The following is a 20071-nucleotide window of genomic DNA, read 5'->3' as shown; positions in this document are numbered from 1 at the left end:
GAAGCCACTGTCCGGCACCCGCCGCAAGGTCCAGCCGGCTCGCCGCGATCAAAACTGGGGACACGTCACGGTGAACAGAATTGCCGTCCGCGCCGCGATCCATGTGGCCGCGGTCTTTGCCATCTATCTCTCGGTCGCAATGCTCATACCGGCTGCCGTCGACCTGTTCTACGGCAACGACGACTGGCGCTCCTTCGCCTTCACGGCCATGTTCATGGGGGCCCTGGCGCTGGCGATCGCCCTCGCCACCCAAGGCCATAAGCCGCCGGCCAACACGCGCTTCGGCTTCCTTTTGGTCAATTTCCTGTGGCTGACGCTGGCGATCGCGGGCGCGGTGCCGTTCATGACGTCGTCGCTGCAGCTCAGCGTCACCGACGCCTTCTTCGAATCGGTTTCCGGCATCACCACCACCGGCTCCACCGTCATCAGCGGCCTCGACGATGCCCCGCCCGGCGTCCTCATCTGGCGGTCGCTGCTCAACTTCATGGGCGGCCTCGGCGTCATCGCGCTCGGCCTGTTCCTGCTGCCGTTTCTCAACATCGGCGGCGTGTCCTACTTCAAGATCGAATCCTCCGACATCGAGGAGCGCCCGTTCGAACGCTTCCAGACCTTCGCCGTCAGCCTCATCGGCATCTACACCGCGCTCGTCACCGTTTGCGCCTTCGCCTATGCGGCGGCCGGCATGGAGGCCTTCGACGCCGTCAACCACGCCATGTCGACGCTTGCCACCGGCGGCATGGCCACCAGCGACACCTCCTTCATCCGCTACGCCGACGAGCCGGCGATCCTGTGGGTCGGCACCGTCTTCATGTTCGTGGGCAGCCTGCCCTTCTCCATCATGATCCTGTTTGCCGTGCGCGGCCGGCTCGACGCGCTGCGCGACCCGCAGATCAGGGTCTTCGCCGGCTATTGCATCGTCTTCGCCGTCTCGGTCGCCGTCTATCTCAGCCTTAGGACCGGCATGCCGTTCCTGACCGCGCTGACCCACACCGCCTTCAACTTCATGTCGGTGATCTCGACCACGGGCTTTGCCAGCGACGACTACACTCTCTGGGGACCATTCGCGGTAGCCTGCATCTTCGTCGCCACCTTCATGGGCGGCTGCTCGGGATCGACAACCGGCGGCATCAAGGCCTATCGCTTCCTCATCCTGTTCGAGCTGCTCGCCAACGGCCTGCGCCGGCTCATCTACCCCAACTCGGTGACGCCGGTGCGCTATGGCGACCGCATCGTCGATGCCGACATGCAGCGCGCAGTCGTGCTGTTCATCGCTTCCTTCTTCGTGCTCTGGGCCATCGGCACGATCCTGATGGCCGCGACCGGTCTCGACCTCGTCACCTCCATGACCGGCGTGCTCACGGCGCTGACCAATGTGGGACCGGGCCTCGGGCCGATCATCGGGCCGGTCGGCAACTTCTCGTCCCTGCCGGATGCCGCGAAGTGGATCTCGTCGGCGGCCATGCTGCTCGGGCGTCTCGAAATCCTTGCCGTACTGGTTGTCTTCACGCCAACTTTCTGGGGTCGCTAATTTCGTGAACAGGACCTGAGAAGTCCCTGTTTCCACCGCAGTTTTGGCATTCGGGCAACACCTGCCGCGCAATTGCCCCGGCGGTTGTCCTTTTCGGCTGGACCCGACTTACTTCCGCCACTATCAGCCGCTCCGGAGGAAGCTACCTTGCATGTACTGCCCCGTCAGCGAGATCAAGAAGTGTTGCCGTCCAAGTTCATCATAGTCGCCGCCGCCCTCTTCCTGTCCGGTTGCATCAGCCAGCCGTCGGGCGAGCTGTTGACGGGATCGGTCGTCAACGTCCCGGTCACCGAGATCGCCGGCAACCATGCCATCTTCATCGCCTCGACGCGCGAGCGCGCCGCCGACGACAAGCAGGTCTTCGACCGCGGCCGCTCGGCGATGCTCAACTTCGCGCGCGTCAACGTCACCGTGCCGAAAATCCACAAGGTCGGCCAGATCGAGCTGCGCAAGAGCGGCAAGGAGGCCGATCCGAGCAAGTACTTCACCGCCACCGACGCGGTCACCTTCGAGACGCAGCCGGAATTCGCCAAGGCGCTCAGCTCCGACATCGCCGCGCGCGGCGGCCGCGCCATGGTCTTCGTGCACGGCTACAACACCTCCTTCGACGCCGGCGTCTACCGCGCCACCCAGATCGCGCAGGATTCGGGCTACACCGGCACGCCGGTGCTGTTCTCCTGGGCTTCGGGCGGCAGCACGACCGACTATGTCTACGACAAGGAGAGCGCCTCGGCCGCCCGCGACCAGCTCGAGGCGACGCTGCGCATGCTGGCCCAGTCGGGTGCGCGCCGCATCGATATCGTGGCGCATTCCATGGGCACCTGGGTCACCATGGAGGCGCTGCGCCAGCTGGCGCTCACCGGCGACCGCGACCTCGGCGGCAAGCTCGGCGACGTGGTGCTGGCCTCGCCCGACATCGACGTCGACGTGTTCAAGAGCCAGATGCGCCGCTACGGCAAGCCGACCAAGCCGTTCTTCCTGATGCTGTCGGACGACGACCGGGCGCTCAAGCTGTCGGGCCTCATCGCCGGCTCCAAGCCGCGCCTCGGCGACTACAAGAACGCGGCCGACCTCGCCGAATACGGCGTCATTGTCGTCGACCTGTCGAACACCAAGAGCGGCGACGCCTTCAACCACACCAAGTTCGCCGACAACCCCGAGATGGTGAAGCTCCTCGGGCAGCGCCTGCGCACCGACGACGGCTTCGCCAGCGACCGCGAGGTCACCGACCGGCTCCGCCTGCTCGAAGGCGGGTTGATGTAGCCTCAACGCGGGCGACTCCCTCCCTGTCGTGGGGGGGGGGAGGTTCAAGCGCTGCCGCCTGCTGGTCCCCAGACAGCGGGCGGGCTATTACTCCCGCCCTTGGTCCCTCCCCCTTGCGGGGAGGGAAATTCGGCATTCACACGAACAGATCGACCTTCTCGAATTTCGTCACGTCGACCAGCCCGACATCGGAAATCCTGAGTTCCGGAATGACCACCAGCGCCAGCAGCGAGTGCTGCATGTAGGCGTTGTTGAGGCTGCAGCCCATGTCGCGCATGGCCTGCACCAGCCTGTCGGCCTTGGCCGCGACGATCTCGGCGCGCTCGTCCGACATCAGCCCGGCGATCGGCATCTCGACCAGCGCCAGTTCCTTGCCCTCCGAGAACAGCACCACGCCACCGCCCACCTCGCCCAGCCGGTTGGCGGCCAACGCCATGTCGGCCTTGTTGGTGCCGACGACGATCATGTGATGGCTGTCATGCGCCACCGTCGAGGCCATGGCGCAGTCCTTCATGTAGCCGAAGCCCGAGACGAAGGCGTTGGTCACCTGGCCGGTCGCCCTGTGGCGCTCGACCAGCGCGATCTGGCAGACGTCGTTGCGGCGGTCCATGCCGACGAGCCCGTTCTCGACCGAAAGATCCGCCTCCAGCGCCCGTGTCGGCGCCTGGTTCTCGATCACGCCGATGACGCGCACGCGGACCTCGTTCGCGCCCTCCGGCGCCTTGATGTCGAAGTCGCCGGCGGCAAGCTTCTTGCCGAGCTTGACCGTGTTCTTCGCGGCGGCGGGGTAGGCATAGGCGGGAATGTCGATCTCCAGCTTGCCGGCCCTGGCCACGCGCACGCCACGGGCGAACACCTCGTCGATCCTGATCTCGGCGAGGTCCGAGACGATCAGGAAGTCGGCCAGCCTGCCGGGCGCGATCGAGCCGATCTCGCGCTCCAGCCTGAAATGCTGGGCGGTGTTGATCGTCGCCATCTGGATCGCAGTCACCGGCTTCAGGCCCTGCTGGATGGCGTGGCGCACCACCCGGTCCATGTGGCCGTCATGCACCAGCGTGCCGGAGTGGCTGTCGTCGGTGCAGAGGATGAAGTTGCGCGGATCGATGCCCTGCTCGGTCACGGCCTTGATCTGGCTGGCCACGTCGTACCAGGCGGAGCCCAGCCTGAGCATTGCCTTCATTCCCTGGCGGACGCGGGCGATGGCGTCCTCGGCGCGCGTTCCCTCGTGGTCGTCCTCCGGGCCGCCGGCGACGTAGCCATGGAACGGCAGGCCGAGATTGGGCGAGGCATAGTGGCCGCCCACCGTCTTGCCGGCCTTCACGGTGGCGGCGATCTCGCCCGACATCACCGGATTGTTGGCGGCGACGCCCGGGAAGTTCATCACCTCGCCGAGGCCGATGATGTTCTCCCAGCCCATCGCCTCGGCGACGTCGTCGACGGTGAGCACGGCACCCGCATTCTCCAGCCCCGGCGCCGAAGGCACGCAGGACGGCATCTGCACATGCACGTTGATCGGCATCGCCAGCGCCTCGTCATGCATCAGCCGCACGCCCTCCAGGCCCAGCACATTGGCGATCTCGTGCGGATCGATGAACATCGAGGTCGTGCCGTGCGGGATGACCGCGCGCGAGAATTCGGTCACCGTCACCATGCCGCTCTCGACATGCATGTGGGCGTCGCACAGGCCCGGCACGAGGTAGCGCCCGCCGGCATCGACCACCTTGGTGCCCCCGCCGATGGCGTGGCTGGCGTCGGGGCCGCAATAGGCGAAGCGGCCGGCGGTGATTGCAAGATCGGTACCGGCGATGATCTCGCCCGAATGCACGTTCACCCAGCGGCCGTTGCGGATGACGAGGTCGGCCGGGCGGCGTCCCATGGCAACATCGACCAGTTGCGGCGCGGATTCCGTCCACGGGCGGGGTTTGGCAAATCGTGCGGTCTTCGGCATTTCGGGGATTCCTCTGGACTTTCGCCCCGACTGTAGCGAAAGCCGCGCGGGAAAACAGGGGCTTGGTTGTCTGCGTTGCCGGCCCCGCTATACTTCGGACCCGACAATGGGTTAGCGCCACGCCAATGCCGAAATTCCTGAGAGGTCGCCGCTGGATCCTGCCCGGCCTTGCCCTGGCCGTCCTGGCGCTTGCGATCGTGGTTGTCGGCGGCGGGCTCGCCAGGCGCATGTACATGGACGAGACCGCCGCCCGCGGCGAGACGACGCTGCGCCTAGCGGTCGCGGCGCTCGCCGGCAACATGAACCGTTTCGAGCCCCTGCCCGAGCTCATCGCCGACAATGACGACATCAAGGATCTCGTCAGCGATCCGGACAATGCCGGGCTGCGCGCCCGCGCCAACGATTACCTTAAGGAAATCAATGCGCTGCTCAAGTCTTCGGACATCTACGTTCTGACCCCCGGCGGCGACACCATCGCCGCCAGCAACTACGACCAGCCGATCAGCTTCGTCGGCGAGAACTTCTCCTACCGTCCCTACTACCAGGATGCGATCCGCGGCGATCTCGGGCGCTTCTTCGCGCTCGGCACCACGTCGCTGAAGCGCGGCTACTACTTCTCCTCCCCCATCCGGATCGGCATGGAGATCCGCGGCGTGGTCGTCTTCAAGGTCGACATCGACGGCATCGAGGCGTCCTGGAAGGGCGGCGAGCACCAGATCATCGTCACCGACCCCGAGGGCATCATCTTCATGACCGGGCGGCCGGAATGGCTCTATGCGGGCGTCCTGCCGCTGACGCCCGAACGGCTGGCGCGCACCGAGGCCTCGCGCCGCTACGCCGACGAGATGCTGCGCGAATTGCCCGTCACTCAAACGGTGTCCGAAACCGGCCATCCGCTGATGACGATCGACGAGGGCGGCAGGTCGCGCGAATTCATCGAACTCGCCGAGGCGATGCCGCAGGAAGGCTGGACGGTGCGGGTGCTTGCCGACACCGCCTCGGCCAAGGCCCAGGCGCTCACCGCCGTCATCTCGGCCCTGCTCGCGCTCAGCCTCGCCACGCTCGGCGGCGCCGTGATCCTGCAGCGCCGCGCCCGCCTCGCCGAGCGCCTGCAGCTGCAGCAGAGCGCCCAGGTCGAGTTGGAACGGCGCGTCGAGGAGCGCACCTCCGACCTTGCCCTGGTCAACAGCCGCCTCGAGACCGAGGTCGCCGAGCGCCGCGCCACCGAACAGCAGCTGCGCCAGACCCAGGCCGACCTCATCCAGGCCGGCAAGCTCGCCGCGCTCGGCCAGATGTCCGCGGCGCTCTCGCACGAATTCAACCAGCCGCTCGCGGCGGTGAAGACCTATGCCGACAATGCCGCCGTGCTGATCGACCGCGCCCGCATGGACGAAGCGCGCGACAACGTCTCGCGCATCTCCAGCCTCGCCGACCGCATGGCCTCCATCAGCCGGCATCTCAGGAACTTCGCCCGCAAGCCCAATCAGAAGCTCGGCCCCGTCAGCCTCGACGAGGTGATGCTCGACACCCAGGAGATCGTCGCCTGGCGGCTCAAGGCCGCCGACGCCACGCTCTCGGTCGATCTCGGACCGGTGCCGCTGGCGGTCAGGGCCGGGTCGGTGCGCCTGCAGCAGGTGCTGGTCAACATCATCACCAATGCGGCTGACGCCGTGGAAGGCCGCCTCGACCGCCGCATCGAGCTCACGGCACGCCGCAATGGCGGCAAGGTCACCATTGCCATCCGCGACCATGGACCGGGCGTGCCGGCAGCCGTCGCCGACCGCATCTTCGATCCGTTCTTCTCGACCAAGGGCGTCGGCAAGGGCCTTGGATTGGGCCTTTCGATTTCCTACAACATCGTCAAGGACTTCAGGGGGAGTCTTGGCGTAGTGAATCACCCGGAAGGCGGAGCCTTGTTCACCATCGAGCTCGACGCGGCACGGCCGGCCGCCCGTGAGGCGGCGGAATGAAGCCGCCCGTCGTGCTGCTCGTCGAGGACGAGGACGAGCTGCGCCGATCGACCGCGCAGTCGCTCGACCTTGCCGGCTTCACCGTCCAGGACAGCGCGTCGGCCGAACGCGCGCTCGACTTCATCACCCAAGGCTTCAACGGCGTGGTCATCTCCGACATCCGAATGCCGGGCATGGACGGAATGTCGCTTCTGGGCCGCATCCGCGAGATCGATGCCGACATCCCCGTCATCCTGTTCACCGGCCACGGCGACGTGCAGCTCGCCGTCCGCGCCATGCGCGAAGGCGCCTATGATTTCGTCGAGAAGCCCTTCGCCACCCAGCACCTGGTCGAGATGGCGGCGCGTGCCATCGATCGCCGCAAGCTGGTGCTCGAGAACCGCGAGCTGCGCGCCGTCGCCGGCAAGCGCGACGACATCGAGGCCCGGCTGCCCGGCCGCAGCCAGGTCATGGTCGACCTGCGCTATAAGCTGCGCGCCGTCGCCGCCACCGATGCCGACGTGCTGGTCATCGGCGACACCGGCACCGGCAAGGAAGTGGCGGCGCGCGCCCTGCACGACATCAGCGGCCGTGCCACCAGGCCCTTCGTCGCCATCAACTGCGCCGCCCTGCCCGCCACCCTCATCGAAAGCGAGCTGTTCGGCCACGAGGCCGGCGCCTTTCCCGGTGCGCTGCGCCCGCGCTACGGCAAGTTCGAGCATGCGCGCGGCGGCACCGTCCTGCTCGACGAGATCGGCTCCATGCCGGCCGACCTGCAGGCCAAGCTGCTGCGGGTCATCCAGGAACGGGTCATCACCCGCCTCGGCTCCAACGAGGCCATCCCGCTCGACGTGCGCTTCATCGCCACCAGCAAGGCCGACCTCGACGCCGAAGCCGGCGCGGGCCGCTTCCGGGCCGACCTGCTCTACCGCCTGAACGTGGTCACGCTGCGCATGCCCGACCTGGCGACCCGCCGCGAGGACGTGCCGCTGCTGTTCCTGCAGCTGGTGCGGGAGGCGGCGGCGCGCTACCGGCGCGACGACGTCGAGGTGCCGGCTCAGGTCGTGGCCGACGTCGCCCGCCGCGACTGGCCGGGCAATGTGCGCGAGCTGCGCAACGCGGCCGACCGCTTCGTCCTCGGCCTGGGACTGCAGCAGCCCGCCGAAGCCGAAGCCAACGGCGCTGCCGAAAAGCTGGCCGACCGCGTCGCCGAGTTCGAGAAGAAGGCCATCTCGGCCGCCCTCCTCGCTCACGGCGGCAGCCTCAAGCCGGTCTACGAGACGCTCGGAATCTCGCGCAAGACGCTCTACGAGAAGATGCAGCGCTACGGCCTCGACAAGAACCGCATCGGCGGCATCGAGGGCTCCGACGGCTAGCGCCGAGGCGATGTGTGGAATTCCACACACACCCGGAAGCCGATGTTACCGTTTCCACCCATCATGGACACCGGGGCTTCATTTTAGCTGCCGGCAAACCGTCCGGCGCGTTGCGCAAAGCGGCCTGTCCTCGCCCTAATCGCTCATCCACTGCCGGTGCCGGGAGGATCTGCGGCGCGGGTGGAGGTCACGAACAAGACCCTGGGAGGATTCCGTGAAGAAACTTTTCGCCTCGCTGGCGACCGCCGCCGCCGTCGCCATTTTCCCGCTCGCAGCCGACGCGCAGACCTATCCCGAGCGCACCATCACCGTGGTGGTGCCGTTCTCGGCCGGCGGCCCGACCGACACGGTCACCCGCCTCGTCGCCGAATCGATGTCCAAGGACCTCGGCCAGCAGGTCATCGTCGAGAATGTCGGCGGTGCCGGCGGCACGCTGGGCGCGGGCCGGGTCGCCAGTGCCGATGCAGATGGCTACACGCTGCTGCTCCACCACATCGGCATGGCCACCAGCGCCACGCTCTACCGCAAGCTCGCCTACGACACGCTGAACGCCTTCGAATATGTCGGCCTCGTCACCGAGGTGCCGATGACCATCGTCGCCCGCAAGGACCTCGAGCCGGCCGACCTCAAGAGCCTGGTCGAGTATGCCAAGGCCAACAAGGACACCGTCACGGTCGCCAATGCCGGCATCGGTGCTGCCTCGCATCTCTGCGGCATGCTGTTCATGAGCGCCATCGGCACGCCGCTGGTCACCGTCCCCTACAAGGGCACCGGCCCGGCCATGACCGACCTGCTCGGCGGCCAGGTCGACATCATGTGCGACCAGACCACCAACACCACCAAGCAGATCCAGGGCGGCACCATCAAGGCCTACGCCGTTACCTCGCCGGCGCGTCTCGACGTCCTGAAAGACGTTCCGACCACCAAGGAAGGCGGCGTCGAAGGCCTTGAAGTCGGCATCTGGCACGGCCTCTACGCCCCCAAGGGAACGCCGGCCGAAGTGACCGAGCGCCTGTCCAAGTCGCTGCAGGCGGCGCTGAAGGACCCGAACGTGATCGCCCGCTTCGCCGAGCTCGGCACTACGCCGTCGCCCGAAGCCGATGCCACCCCGGCTGCGCTGAAGGCCAAGCTCGAAAGCGAGATCGCCCGCTGGAAGCCGATCATCGAGGCCGCCGGCCAGTACGCCGACTGAGCCGTTCGCCGGCTAGGGGATGGGTCAGTGCTGCCAAGCGCCCCTCATCCGCCTGCCGGCACCTTCTCCCCGTGAACGGGAGAAGGCAGACCGCCGCACTCCGCTTCGCCAGGGCATCGCCGACTTGCGCGCGGCGCCTGATGCCAGGTCCCTTCTCCCCGCCTGCGGGGAGAAGGGACCTGGCAGGCGGATGAGGGGCGGCATTCCGCTCTACTGGTCCAGCCATCCAAATGAGGCGATCAGCCCATGAACAAGCTTTCCATCGACCCCACCAACGGTGCCTGTGGCGCGCTGCTCACCGCCGCCGGCGCCTTCTTCGCCTACCAGGCGCTCGGCCTCGAACTCGGCACCTCGCTGCGCATGGGCCCGGGCTACTTCCCGCTGGCGCTGTCGCTGGTGCTCATCGCGCTCGGCCTCGTCATCCTCGTCCAGGCGACCCGCGTCGAAGGCGAGCCGATCGGCCCCATCGCCTGGCGCGGCATGGCCTTCATCCTGCCGGCGCCGATCTTCTTCGGGCTTACCGTGCGCGGCCTCGGCTTCGTGCCGGCGCTGTTCGTCACCTGCCTGATCGCCGCCTTCGCCTCGTCGCGCATGAAGCCGCTTGCCGCAGTAGTGCTCGCTTCTGCAGTCACCTTGTTCTCGGTGGCGGTGTTCAGCTACGCGCTCGGCCTGCCGTTCCAGCGCTTCGGCCCCTGGCTGCCATTCTGAGGAGGATGCGATGGAACTCTTCAGCAATCTCGCGCTCGGCTTCTCGACCGCTTCCACGCTCGCCAACCTCGGCTTCTGCCTGATCGGCGTGCTGCTCGGTACGCTCATCGGCGTGCTGCCCGGCATCGGCGCCACCGCCACCATCGCCATGCTGTTGCCGATCACCTTCCAGATCGGCGATCCGGTGTCGTCGCTGATCATGCTCGCCGGCATCTATTACGGCGCGCAATATGGCGGCTCGACCACGGCCATCCTCATCAACATGCCCGGCGAATCCTCGTCTGCCGTCACCGCCATCGACGGCTACCAGATGGCCCGCCGCGGCCGCGCCGGAGCGGCCCTCGCCATAGCGGCGATCGGCTCCTTCTTCGCCGGCACGGTGTCCACCTTCCTTGTCGCCATCTTCGCGCCGCCGCTCACCGCCATCGCGCTGCAGTTCGGCGCGGCCGAATATTTCTCGCTGATGGTGGTGGGCCTGGTCTCCTCCATCGCGCTCGCCCACGGCTCCATCGTCAAGGCGCTGGCCATGGTCGTGCTCGGCCTGCTGCTCGGCCTCGTCGGCACCGACATCTACACCGGCACGCCGCGCTTCACCCTCGGCATCCGCGAATATGCCGACGGGCTGAACTTCGTCGCCGTCGCGGTCGGCGTCTTCGGCATCGCCGAAATCCTGCGCAACCTCGAGAGCGAAAAGACCCGCGAAGTGCTGATGGCCAAGGTTTCGGGCCTGATGCCGACACGCGAGGACTTCCGCGCCATGGCGGCCCCGATCCTGCGAGGCACGGCAATCGGCTCGGCGCTCGGCATCCTGCCCGGCGGCGGCGCGATCCTCGCCGCGTTCGCCTCCTACACGGTGGAAAAGCGCGTTTCCAAGAACCCCGAGGAATTCGGCAGGGGTGCCGTCGCCGGCGTCGCCGGGCCGGAATCGGCCAACAATGCCGGTGCGCAGACCTCGTTCATCCCGATGCTGACGCTGGGCATTCCGGCCAACCCGGTCATGGCGCTGATGATCGGCGCGATGATCATCCAGGGCATCGTGCCCGGCCCCAACGTCGCCACCGAGCAGCCGGCGCTGTTCTGGGGCATCATCGCCTCGATGTGGATCGGCAACCTGATGCTGATCGTGCTCAACCTGCCGCTCATAGGGCTGTGGGTGAAGCTTCTGACGGTGCCCTACTACGTGCTGTTCCCGATCATCATGGCGTTCTGTGCCATCGGCGTCTACAGCGTCAATTCCAACGTCTTCGACCTCTATGCCGTCGCCTTCTTCGGCCTCATCGGCTACGCGCTGGTCAAGCTGCGCTGCGAGCCGGCACCGCTGCTGCTCGGCTTCGTGCTCGGGCCGCTGCTCGAGGAAAACCTGCGCCGCGCCATGATCCTGTCGCGCGGCGACCCGACGACCTTCGTCACCCGGCCGATCAGCGCGCTGCTGCTCGCCATCGCCGCCGCCGTTCTGGTCGTGGTGCTTTTGCCGGCAGTGCGCAAGAAGCGCGACGAGGTCTTCGTCGAGGAAGACGCCTGACGGCGATTGCACATTTCGCAGCGCTACCAACGGGCGGATCTTCCGCCCGTTGGCTTTTGGACAGTTGCCGCAGCGCGCCCGGCTCTGCTTCAGTGGAATAAGCGGCCGACTGGCCAGGCAAGGTCGCGCCGGTTCCAATCCCGGCACGGTCTTGCTAGGTTGCCCGGATGCAGACGAAAGCACTCGCTCTCGCCCTTGCCCTGGTCTCGGGTTGTGCCACGCAGCCAGGCAACGGCCCCGCAGATGCCTCGAAATACGGCGCGCTGTCCTGTTCGGAACTCAACAACGAGATCGGCGACACTTCGAAGAGCATTTCGGCCACCGCGAAAAGTCGAGGACGTGTCACCGCCTGGAACGTGCCGTTCTGGGCTCCGGGAGGGACCAAGGCCATCGAGCTCATCCAGGACAGACAGACGGCGAAAATCGAACGGCTCCAGGCCGAGCAGGCCGCGATAGGCGCCGCCCGCAGGCGCAGCTGCAACTAGGCGAAGGGCGATAGCAATCGGCGTGAATTACAGACCGCCCTCCTGCTTCACTCTCCTGTTCTCGATCCGAGCCTGCCAGATCGATGTTGTCGACGTGTGCCTCATCGAAGCGCTGCAAGAACCTCAGTTGCGGCTTCGTAACGCGTCAAAAATGTCGGATGCCAAATCGATGACAGTTCGTGAGTCCGCAACAAGCGTCGCGTGAAACTTTATCGGGGTGGCCTTGTCGCCCCAAGAATGCTGAATAACGGGTACAAAGGCCCTTACCCGACGTTGCCGTCTTCGAAGCTTCTGAACTAGGGCAGAGTTACCATCTACAGCTGCAGCCAAGATATCGGCGTCCAGGGCGGCATCCTCGGCAACATTGCGAGGAGAAACGGCATAAGGCGGCACGTAAGGCGGTATCCTATGCGCCAAGGCGTGCCGGTAGTCGCTATTCTGTTCAAACCACTTTGAGAAGTCCCGGAGTTTCGCTTGGATGGCGGTAGGCAGGGAACCGACAACGACTTCGTTTTCTGGTCGAAGCCCGATCTGGCTCCTAGCCAGCGGTTGCCCATTACTTTTGGTCAGCCCCGTTTCGATAGTCCAAATCCACGCAAGATTATCAATGGCGCCGTATGTTGCTATCAAAAACGATGAAAAGTAAATCTCCGCATCCTCTCGTCGCTGTTTTCCGGGTAATTGCCGCGACTTTGGTGGGATGAGCTCGAATACACGACCGAGTGATCGATGAAGGACTTGGAGACGCCTGCAAAGACCGTGGCGCCCAAATTCTCTTCCACGGTCAGTTCTATAGGGGTGATCTACTGCTCTGTCTATGAATTCCAAGATTGCGTTGAGTGTCTTCGCCCTCGCCTCCCATAGCTCAGCCACCTGAGTGTTCGAGTACACGCACCCCTCCTATCCAAGAGGGCTATCTGAACATCAGATGGCAACAAGTCAAAGTGAATGGGGCCACGAGCAACGCCGATCTACAACTCCCGCCCGCCGCACGGTGGCGGCTGGGCAACCATCGCCCCCTACGGTCTTGGCCGCCCCAGCCTGTGCCGCGAAGCACGAAAACAACATAGTTCGCGGCGAGCCGATTGACGAAACCGTTCAACTAGACGAGACGGATAGCAGGCGGACGTGGCGGAACTGGTAGACGCAAGGGACTTAAAATCCCTCAGCCTCGGCTATGCGGGTTCGATCCCCGCCGTCCGCACCACTTCCTGCGGTTTGCAGGGCGCCCCCCGTTCGCGGCTTGAAACGCTACCGTTCGCCCGACGCGCCGCCATTCGCCGGACGACCGCAAGATCACCGTCGCGCATCTTCGCCGCGCTCGAGAGCGGCGAGGTGCTGCAGCAGCACGATCGTCTTGAGGTCGCAGATCTCGCCCGAGCGGACCTTGCCGAGCGCCTCGGCGAAGGTCATTTCGACGACCTCGATGTCCTCGTGCTCGGTCGCGACCCCGCCGCCGTCCGAAACCTTGTCGGCAGCGCCATAGGTGGCCAGGAACAGGGCGATCCGCTCGGTGTTGGCGCCGGGACTGACATAGGCCGTGGTCACATGCGCGCAATTGCCGATGCGGTAGCCCAGTTCCTCCTCGGCCTCGCGGATGGCCGCCGCTTCGGGTGCGTCCAGGTCGAGCTTGCCGGCGCATACGGTCAGCACCCAGGCGTCGGCCCCGGCGCAATACTGGTTGACCAGCAGCACGTTGCCGCGCTCAAGGTCGAACGGCAGCACCGCCGCCGCGTCGCCGCTGGTGAAGACCTCGCGGATCAGGGTCGCGCTGCCGCCATCGAACCGGTCGACCGCGAGCACGCGGCGCTCCAGCGTCGCCCAACCCTGGTACAACATGCGGCTTTCGACAATCCTGCTCTTCATGGTCTTCTCGCCGATCCGTCCGTGGCCGTTCGAGGTGGGGCAGGATAGTCGCCCGGCCAATGCCGCGAGGTCAAATCCGGGTCCACCGGACCACTGATGTTTCCGCCCGGCAACGGGCGGACACGGCTCCGAAACAAATCCGCGCTGTTGCTAAAATAGCACTTGGCGGCGTTTTCGATTCGGCAAAACGTCTTTCCGAAATTGCAGATTGTTACAGGGTGAAATACAACTTCACCGCGTAGAAGTAAGAGGGGATATGCGTATGCAGTACAACTGGGAACGTGCGCCGTACTTCTGGGAGAGACACCGCACCGCCTGCTACGGCGTGGCAGCCGCGCTCTGCAGCGCCTGGGTGATCCTGTCCATCGTGCCGCTCTGAGGCGAAAGTCGCCCCTGCCCCGCCGCATTTCGGCGGCGTCCGTGCAACCAATCGCCCCCGTCGACGTTTGAGCGGCCATGACCGCCAATCGAGGATCGACGATGGCCAAGCTCCTCTACGAAATCGTCCAGCACGACGGCGGCTGGGCGTACAAGGTCGGCGAGACCTATTCCGAGACGTTTCCCAGCCACGAGGATGCCCTGCGCGCCGCCGAGACCGCGGCCGCCGAGCAGCGGGTGGCCGGCTCGACCGACGGCATCCAGTACGAAGACGCCGACGGCCGCTGGCACGACGAGGTCGCCCGCGGCGACGACCGCCCGGACACGGAAGTCTCCGACTAGCCTGGCCGGCGGTCAGGAGACTTGGGCACGCGTGGCGGGCAGGTCACTGCCCTTGGGCAAAGGCCCGTCCGGCGATCCGCCGGATGAAGTCGGCGACCCGGCGCGGCTCGATGAACTGCGGCATGTGGCCGAGTCCCTCGACCAGTTCGAGATCGAGATTGCCGATGCGGCCGACCAGCGGCTCCCCGTTCAGCCTGTAGTCGAGCACGCGGTCGGCCTTGCCGAAAAGCACACCGACCGGCATGGCGATCTCCTCGTAACGCGCCTCGACGGCGCCGAGATCGTGCTCGATCGCCACGAGATCCGAGGAGGTCGCGTAGATGTGGCTCGGGCGCAGGCCGGCCAGTCCGCCGCCGGCGATGCCATAGTCCTTGGTCGGCGCCTGCGGCCCGAACACGAAGGCGAGCGTCTGCGCCGCATATCTCAGCGACGTCGGCACCCACAGCGTCTGCGCAAGGGTGGACCTGAGCAGGGGCGAGCGCACATAAAGCGACCGGAATTCTGGCCGCACCTCGTCTTCGAGGTGGGTCAGCGGCGCAAGCAGAGCCAGGCCGGAGATCGCCTGCGGATGCTGCAGCGCCAGCGTCAGCGCGACTGCGCCGCCCAGCGAATGGCCGACGACCAGCGGCTTCTCCAGCCCCAGCGCGTCGATGAAGCCGCGCAGCAGTTCCGCCTGCTCGGTCAGCCGGCCGGTGAAGCCGGACGGCCGCGCCGAATAGCCCGAACCGGGGCGGTCGAGCGCGACGAGCCGATAGTCCTGGCCGAGTTCGGCAAACAGCGTGCCACGGAAATGATGCGACTGTCCGCCCAAGCCGTGGACGAACAGGATCGGCCTGCCCTTTCCCTGTTCGAAGTAGTGGATGCGATGATCGCCGAGGTCGAGGAACTTGCCCGACGCGGGCACGGCCCGCTCGGCCTCGCCGGCGATGCGGCGGGTGGCGAGCACGAAATAGCCGCCGGCGAATGCGGCGACGAGAACCACGGCCGTGCCGAGCCAGAACAGAAACGAGGCGACCACCAGAAGCTCTCCGCCGAAGACCGGCCGCCACCTTAGAGCAATTCCAGGAAAAGTGCGCAGCGGTTTTCCGTCCGGAATTGCGTCAAAACAAAGAGATAGAGTGTTTCCGCGATTCGAAGAAAAGCGGAAACATTCTAGCGCCGGGCGCCGCTCCGGCAAGGCCCGCCCAAACGCAAAACGGGCGGCCCATGGGCCGCCCGTTCGAACATGTCGTCCGCAAAAAGGCTTACGCGGCTTCCTGCGCCGACTTGGTGCCCTTGCCGTGCAGGCGCATGGTGATCTCGGCCACGCGCTTGCCCTGGAAATGGGCGCCTTCGAGCTCCTGCGCGGAGGGCTGGCGCGAGCCGTCGCCGTCCGAGGTGGTGGTCATGCCGTAGGGGGCGCCGCCGCGTACCACGTCGTTGCCCATCTGGCCCTGGTAGGCATAGGACAGCGGCACGATGACCATGCCATGGTGCTGCAGGTGGATCTGGGCATTGATGAGCGCGAGTTCGGCGCCGCCGTGCTGGGTCGCGGTCGACACCATCACCGAGCCGACCTTGTCGAGCAGCGCGCCCTTGGCCCAGAGCGGGCCGGTCTGGTCGAGGAAGTTCTTCATCTGCGAAGCCATGGTGCCGTAGCGGGTGGCGGTGCCGATGATGATGCCGTCATAGTCGACCAGTTCGAGCGGATCGGCGATCGGCGCTTCCTGGTCGAGCTTGTAGTAGGCGGCCTTGGCGACGGCTTCGGGCACCAGCTCGGGAACGCGCTTGATGGTCACGTCGGCGCCGGCGGCACGCGCGCCTTCGGCGGCAGCCTTGGCCATCTGTTCCATGTGGCCCCAGCTCGAATAGTAGAGAACAAGAATCTTAGCCATTTCATCTCTCCAGCAGGAAATCTCGTTGCGCCGTCTCGGGTCGGCGATGGCCAAGATGTAATGCAAAGCCCGATCAGCGAAAGCGCTCCTAACCGTGACGCATCGTTCACAGATCGGCGACTATTGCCGCCTTGCGCTGCGGCCTGTATCTGACGTGGGCCCACAATGGAGCGCGCGAAATGACCGACATCGTCACCGCAGCAATGATCGTCATCGGCGACGAGATCCTGTCCGGCCGCACCAAGGACAAGAACATCGGCCACCTCGCCGACATGATGACCGCCATAGGCATCGACCTCAAGGAAGTGCGCGTAGTCCCCGACGAGGAGGACGAGATCGTCGCCGCCGTCAATGCGCTCAGGGCGCGCTACACTTACGTCTTCACCACCGGCGGCATCGGACCGACGCATGACGACATCACCGCCGATTCCGTCTCCAGGGCGTTCGGCGTGCCGTGCGAGTACGAACCGCGCGCCTATGCCATGCTCGAGGCCAACTACGCCTCGCGCGGCATGGAGTTTTCCGAGGCGCGCAAGCGCATGGCGCGCATGCCGCGCGGCGCCGACCTCATCCTGAACCCGGTTTCGGTCGCGCCCGGCTTCCGCATCGGCAACGTCCATGTCATGGCCGGCGTCCCGTCGATCTTCCAGGCGATGCTCGACAACGTCGTGCCGACGCTCAGGACCGGCACCAGGCTGCTCTCCACCACCATCCCCTGCCCCTATGGCGAAGGCACGATCGGCGGGCCGCTGGCCGCGATCCAGAAGGCGCATCCCGACACCATCATCGGCTCCTACCCGAAATATCTCGACGGCAAGTTCTGGACCGAACTCGTCGTCCGCTCGCGCTCGCAAGAAGCAATGGAGCGCGCGAGCGCCGCCATCGAGGCAATGCTGTCGGAAATCGCGAAAGCGGCGTAGTATTGGGTTGACGTCGATCAACCCGGAACAACAGCGGGCACGATACTGTTTCTTTGTCGAACCAGGCTTTTGAGGTTCAAGCAAAGGAGGTTGCCATGCCGTTCAAGACCATCGTCGCCATCATCCAGAGCGAGCGCGACGTCGCCCGCGTCCTGGACGTGGCAATCCCCTTCGCCGAGCGCCACGAAAGCCACCTGATCGGCGTCCATGCCGAGGCGCTGGCGATGCCCTACACCACGGCGGTGGGCTTTCCCGACACGGAGTTCATCCAGGCCAACGCGGAACTGTGCAAGGAGCGGGCCGAAAAGATCGAACGCGCCTATCTCGCCCGCATGGAGCCGGCGGGGCTGTCCTACGAATGGCGCAGCTTCGAGAGTTTTTCCGGCGACAGCGCCCTGTCGGGGGTCGAGAGCGCCCGCTGCGCCGATCTCGTGATGGTCTCGCAGGGCTCCGCCGAAACAAAGGACTCGATCGCCGCCGACATCGATTCCCTGATCTACGAGGCCGGCCGGCCGGTGCTCGTCGTCCCGCATTCGGGACCGCTCATCTCGACCTTCAACCGCCTGGTCGTCGCCTGGAACGGAAGTCGCGAGGCAGCGCGCGCCGCATTCGACGCCCTCCCCTTCGTCATCGAGGCCAACCACACCGAAATCCTCGTGGTGGACCCTTCGGACACCGACGCCCGCAGCAAGGATTCCGCCGGAACCGAGATGGCGGCGGCCTTCTCCCGCCATGGCGCCAAGGTGTCGGTCAGCCTGCAGGAATCCCGCGGCCACTCGGTCGACGCCGTCATCCACGACAAGGTCGTCGAGAGCGGCGCCGACCTCCTGGTGATGGGCGCCTACAGCCATTCGTGGCTGCGCGAGTTCCTGTTCGGCGGCATCACGCGCAGCGTCTTGCAGGCCGGCGACGTGGCAGTCCTGCTTTCACGCTGACGTTTCCCCCGATTTTGCGCGGCCCCGCTTGCCAAGAGCGGGGCTTTCCGGCTAATTCCGCCTGCATTCCCCAGTTTTCGCGCGCGTTTGGCGCGCCATCAGGAGTGCGCGTCGATGTCCCTTCCCGAAAAAGCCTTTCCCGTCTCCTGGGACCAGTTCCACCGCGACGCCCGCGCGCTCGCCTGGCGCCTGTCCGGCGTCAACGGACAGTGGAAGGCGATCGTCTGCATCACCCGCGGCGGCCTGGTGCCTGCTGCCATTATTTCGCGCGAACTCGGCATCCGCGTCATCGAGAGCGTGTGCGTGGCCTCCTACCATGATTATGACTCGCAGGGTCAGCTCCACGTGCTCAAGGAAATCACCCCCAGCCTGCTCGAGGGCGAGGGCGAAGGCATCCTGATCGTCGATGACCTGACCGACACCGGCAAGACCGCGGCCATCGTGCGCGCCATGATGCCGAAGGCGCATTTCGCCACCGTCTATGCCAAGCCCAAGGGCCGGCCGCTGGTCGACACCTTCGTCACCGAGGTGTCGCAGGACACCTGGATCTACTTCCCCTGGGACATGGGCTTCACCTACCAGAAGCCGATCGCCGACGATCACAAGGGTTGATCGCCCGTTTTCGGGTCCTCCCCGATAATCCGACCACATTCGACGCCCGGCCAGCTGGCCGGGCGTTTTCGTTATCAGTCTATTTACTTTTGTTACGGAGGATTAACCCTACAATCGGTGAAACGGCAGTTGAGTCACGGACTCGGGCAGGCGCCTATGCTGATGAATCACAACTACCTGGTCGAGCGTTTGCGCCGGCTCTTCGGAGCCTCGGCCTGCCGGCTCCAGGTTGCCGCCCTGCCCTGGCACCGAACCGCATCGGGCGGCATCGAGATCATGTTGATCACCAGCCGCGACACCGGGCGCTGGGTCCTGCCCAAAGGCTGGCCCGAGGAGTCCGAGCGACTGTGCGAGACCGCCGCGCGCGAGGCGAGCGAGGAAGCCGGCCTGAGCGGCTCGATCGATACCCACGAGACCGGGCGCTACTACTACAGCAAGGAGCTTGCCGGCGGCGAACATGTCGCCTGCGAGGTGCTCGTCTACCCGCTCGAGGTGCGCAAGGTCGCGGAAAAGTGGAAGGAGCGGCGCCAGCGCACGCGCAAGTGGGTGACCCCTAGCGAAGCCGCCCGCATGGTCAACGAAGCCGATCTCGGCCGCCTCATCCTCGCCTTCGGCGCGGCGCAGGCCAGGATCGCCGCATAGGACATCTTGCCGCCGGACGGAATCGTCTGGCGTCGCGCGAATACGACCGGACCCGCCGCCTGGCGGCCGGATCCATGGTCTGGGGCGCTGTCCCCGTCGCTCCGGTCGCCCTCTCCGGAGGGGCGCCATTCTCCCCGTTATCCACACTTGCCGCACACAAGATATTGGGGTCATAAAATCTGCATAAACGACTTCTTGACGTTGCCCCCCGAGTCGCTTTTTATGACTCAAGCGCGCTTGTTGAGCGTGCGGCCGGAAAGTTTCGAGCCCGGTCTTTTTTCCCAGCTTTGGTGAGTTCTCGCTCGCATTTGCACCTGCCCAGGCGGGGTGCGGACGCGTGCGTTTCCGGGGTGCCAAGGGGTTGGCGGATAAAAATTGGGGACTGGCGGAAATCTTCTGTTAATACTATATTTAGTGTTTGCAGGCAGTCTGGACGCTAGATAGTGTGAGTTGCCCTCGATGAGGGAGTCGCAACCAAAGTTTCAGTTCGACGGGTCCGAGGCGGCTCGCAGGCTGGCGGGAAAGGCCCTC

Annotated in this window: 19 protein-coding genes and 1 tRNA gene; 15 read left to right on the top strand and 5 right to left on the bottom strand. The window is 65.7% G+C overall.

The features are described 5' to 3' along the window. Positions 1-70: 70 nt before the first annotated feature. A complete protein-coding gene (locus J2X50_RS12350; RefSeq protein ID WP_429095232.1) occupies positions 71-1528 on the top strand; it encodes a TrkH family potassium uptake protein in 1458 nt (485 codons plus the stop codon). A 180-nt stretch (positions 1529-1708) separates the two neighbouring features. Further along, positions 1709-2791 carry an alpha/beta hydrolase gene (locus J2X50_RS12345; RefSeq protein ID WP_429095230.1) on the top strand — a complete coding sequence of 361 codons (1083 nt, stop codon included), beginning with the start codon at positions 1709-1711 and terminating at the stop codon, positions 2789-2791. A gap of 136 nt (positions 2792-2927) precedes the next feature. Here the strand turns inward: J2X50_RS12345 and ade are convergent, their stop codons facing one another. Next, entirely contained in the window at positions 2928-4739 is a 1812-nt protein-coding gene (gene ade, locus J2X50_RS12340) for an adenine deaminase (RefSeq protein ID WP_429095227.1), read from the bottom strand. Positions 4740-4864: 125 nt separating this feature from the next. Between ade and J2X50_RS12335 the strand changes: the two genes are divergently transcribed. The 6 genes from J2X50_RS12335 (at position 4865) to J2X50_RS12310 (ending at position 11971) form a co-directional block, all read left to right on the top strand. Continuing rightward, positions 4865-6709, top strand: a complete 1845-nt coding sequence (locus J2X50_RS12335) for a sensor histidine kinase (protein WP_429095225.1) — start codon at positions 4865-4867, stop codon at positions 6707-6709. After that, positions 6706-8064 (top strand): sigma-54-dependent transcriptional regulator, encoded by a 1359-nt coding sequence (locus J2X50_RS12330; RefSeq protein ID WP_429095222.1) that lies wholly within the window; start codon positions 6706-6708, stop codon positions 8062-8064. The genes J2X50_RS12335 and J2X50_RS12330 overlap by 4 nt, the downstream gene beginning before the upstream one ends. Before the next feature lie 214 nt (positions 8065-8278). Beyond that, positions 8279-9256 carry a tripartite tricarboxylate transporter substrate-binding protein gene (locus J2X50_RS12325; protein ID WP_429095219.1) on the top strand — a complete coding sequence of 326 codons (978 nt, stop codon included), beginning with the start codon at positions 8279-8281 and terminating at the stop codon, positions 9254-9256. Positions 9257-9502: 246 nt separating this feature from the next. After that, on the top strand, positions 9503-9964 hold the full coding sequence (locus tag J2X50_RS12320; protein WP_429095216.1) for a tripartite tricarboxylate transporter TctB family protein: 462 nt from the start codon (positions 9503-9505) through the stop codon (positions 9962-9964). A gap of 10 nt (positions 9965-9974) precedes the next feature. Continuing rightward, positions 9975-11486, top strand: a complete 1512-nt coding sequence (locus tag J2X50_RS12315; protein WP_429095214.1) for a tripartite tricarboxylate transporter permease — start codon at positions 9975-9977, stop codon at positions 11484-11486. Between the two features lie 167 nt (positions 11487-11653). Further along, positions 11654-11971 (top strand): hypothetical protein, encoded by a 318-nt coding sequence (locus J2X50_RS12310; protein ID WP_429095211.1) that lies wholly within the window; start codon positions 11654-11656, stop codon positions 11969-11971. A 123-nt stretch (positions 11972-12094) separates the two neighbouring features. On the opposite strand, the gene J2X50_RS12305 is transcribed toward J2X50_RS12310, so the two are convergent. After that, positions 12095-12862 (bottom strand): hypothetical protein, encoded by a 768-nt coding sequence (locus tag J2X50_RS12305; protein ID WP_429095210.1) that lies wholly within the window; start codon positions 12860-12862, stop codon positions 12095-12097. Positions 12863-13093: 231 nt separating this feature from the next. Here J2X50_RS12305 and J2X50_RS12300 point away from each other — a divergent pair. Next, positions 13094-13178, top strand: a tRNA-Leu gene (locus tag J2X50_RS12300). 89 nt (positions 13179-13267) lie between these two features. Here the strand turns inward: J2X50_RS12300 and J2X50_RS12295 are convergent. Continuing rightward, positions 13268-13837: an NUDIX domain-containing protein gene (locus J2X50_RS12295; RefSeq protein ID WP_429095207.1), complete on the bottom strand. Its 570-nt coding sequence runs from the start codon at positions 13835-13837 to the stop codon at positions 13268-13270. 256 nt (positions 13838-14093) lie between these two features. Between J2X50_RS12295 and J2X50_RS12290 the strand changes: the two genes are divergently transcribed. Both J2X50_RS12290 and J2X50_RS12285 read left to right on the top strand, forming a co-directional pair. Further along, a complete protein-coding gene (locus J2X50_RS12290) occupies positions 14094-14216 on the top strand; it encodes a hypothetical protein (protein ID WP_347966576.1) in 123 nt (40 codons plus the stop codon). 101 nt (positions 14217-14317) lie between these two features. Next, complete coding sequence (locus tag J2X50_RS12285) at positions 14318-14557, top strand: DUF2188 domain-containing protein (protein ID WP_429095206.1); 240 nt, start codon at positions 14318-14320, stop codon at positions 14555-14557. 43 nt (positions 14558-14600) lie between these two features. Here the strand turns inward: J2X50_RS12285 and J2X50_RS12280 are convergent, their stop codons facing one another. Both J2X50_RS12280 and wrbA read right to left on the bottom strand, forming a co-directional pair. Continuing rightward, on the bottom strand, positions 14601-15575 hold the full coding sequence (locus J2X50_RS12280) for an alpha/beta fold hydrolase (protein WP_429095203.1): 975 nt from the start codon (positions 15573-15575) through the stop codon (positions 14601-14603). A 226-nt stretch (positions 15576-15801) separates the two neighbouring features. Then, positions 15802-16431 carry an NAD(P)H:quinone oxidoreductase type IV gene (gene wrbA / locus J2X50_RS12275; RefSeq protein ID WP_429095201.1) on the bottom strand — a complete coding sequence of 210 codons (630 nt, stop codon included), beginning with the start codon at positions 16429-16431 and terminating at the stop codon, positions 15802-15804. 179 nt (positions 16432-16610) lie between these two features. On the opposite strand from wrbA, the gene J2X50_RS12270 reads away from it, so the two are divergent. The 4 genes from J2X50_RS12270 (at position 16611) to J2X50_RS12255 (ending at position 19540) form a co-directional block, all read left to right on the top strand. After that, positions 16611-17351, top strand: a complete 741-nt coding sequence (locus J2X50_RS12270; RefSeq protein ID WP_429095199.1) for a competence/damage-inducible protein A — start codon at positions 16611-16613, stop codon at positions 17349-17351. A gap of 95 nt (positions 17352-17446) precedes the next feature. Next, complete coding sequence (locus J2X50_RS12265) at positions 17447-18286, top strand: universal stress protein (RefSeq protein WP_429095196.1); 840 nt, start codon at positions 17447-17449, stop codon at positions 18284-18286. Positions 18287-18400: 114 nt separating this feature from the next. Further along, complete coding sequence (gpt, locus tag J2X50_RS12260; RefSeq protein ID WP_340037532.1) at positions 18401-18898, top strand: xanthine phosphoribosyltransferase; 498 nt, start codon at positions 18401-18403, stop codon at positions 18896-18898. A 156-nt stretch (positions 18899-19054) separates the two neighbouring features. Beyond that, on the top strand, positions 19055-19540 hold the full coding sequence (locus J2X50_RS12255) for an NUDIX hydrolase (RefSeq protein ID WP_429095193.1): 486 nt from the start codon (positions 19055-19057) through the stop codon (positions 19538-19540). The last annotated feature ends 531 nt before the right edge of the window (positions 19541-20071 follow it).

Source organism: Aminobacter sp. BE322 (assembly GCF_050433525.1).
Classification (GTDB): domain Bacteria; phylum Pseudomonadota; class Alphaproteobacteria; order Rhizobiales; family Rhizobiaceae; genus Aminobacter.
Note: the sequence above shows the minus strand (reverse complement) of the source record. Positions and strands in the feature narration are given on the sequence as shown.

Excerpts from the sequence above, each read along its gene's own strand:
- ade (WP_429095227.1), bottom strand. The coding sequence starts at position 4,739 with ATGCCGAAGACCGCACGATTTGCCAAACCCCGCCCGTGGACGGAATCC.
- J2X50_RS12335 (WP_429095225.1), top strand. The coding sequence starts at position 4,865 with ATGCCGAAATTCCTGAGAGGTCGCCGCTGGATCCTGCCCGGCCTTGCC.
- J2X50_RS12330 (WP_429095222.1), top strand. The coding sequence starts at position 6,706 with ATGAAGCCGCCCGTCGTGCTGCTCGTCGAGGACGAGGACGAGCTGCGC.
- J2X50_RS12320 (WP_429095216.1), top strand. The coding sequence starts at position 9,503 with ATGAACAAGCTTTCCATCGACCCCACCAACGGTGCCTGTGGCGCGCTG.
- J2X50_RS12315 (WP_429095214.1), top strand. The coding sequence starts at position 9,975 with ATGGAACTCTTCAGCAATCTCGCGCTCGGCTTCTCGACCGCTTCCACG.
- J2X50_RS12310 (WP_429095211.1), top strand. The coding sequence starts at position 11,654 with ATGCAGACGAAAGCACTCGCTCTCGCCCTTGCCCTGGTCTCGGGTTGT.
- J2X50_RS12295 (WP_429095207.1), bottom strand. The coding sequence starts at position 13,837 with ATGAAGAGCAGGATTGTCGAAAGCCGCATGTTGTACCAGGGTTGGGCG.
- J2X50_RS12290 (WP_347966576.1), top strand. The coding sequence starts at position 14,094 with ATGCGTATGCAGTACAACTGGGAACGTGCGCCGTACTTCTGGGAGAGA.
- J2X50_RS12285 (WP_429095206.1), top strand. The coding sequence starts at position 14,318 with ATGGCCAAGCTCCTCTACGAAATCGTCCAGCACGACGGCGGCTGGGCG.
- wrbA (WP_429095201.1), bottom strand. The coding sequence starts at position 16,431 with ATGGCTAAGATTCTTGTTCTCTACTATTCGAGCTGGGGCCACATGGAA.
- J2X50_RS12270 (WP_429095199.1), top strand. The coding sequence starts at position 16,611 with ATGACCGACATCGTCACCGCAGCAATGATCGTCATCGGCGACGAGATC.
- J2X50_RS12265 (WP_429095196.1), top strand. The coding sequence starts at position 17,447 with ATGCCGTTCAAGACCATCGTCGCCATCATCCAGAGCGAGCGCGACGTC.
- gpt (WP_340037532.1), top strand. The coding sequence starts at position 18,401 with ATGTCCCTTCCCGAAAAAGCCTTTCCCGTCTCCTGGGACCAGTTCCAC.
- J2X50_RS12255 (WP_429095193.1), top strand. The coding sequence starts at position 19,055 with ATGCTGATGAATCACAACTACCTGGTCGAGCGTTTGCGCCGGCTCTTC.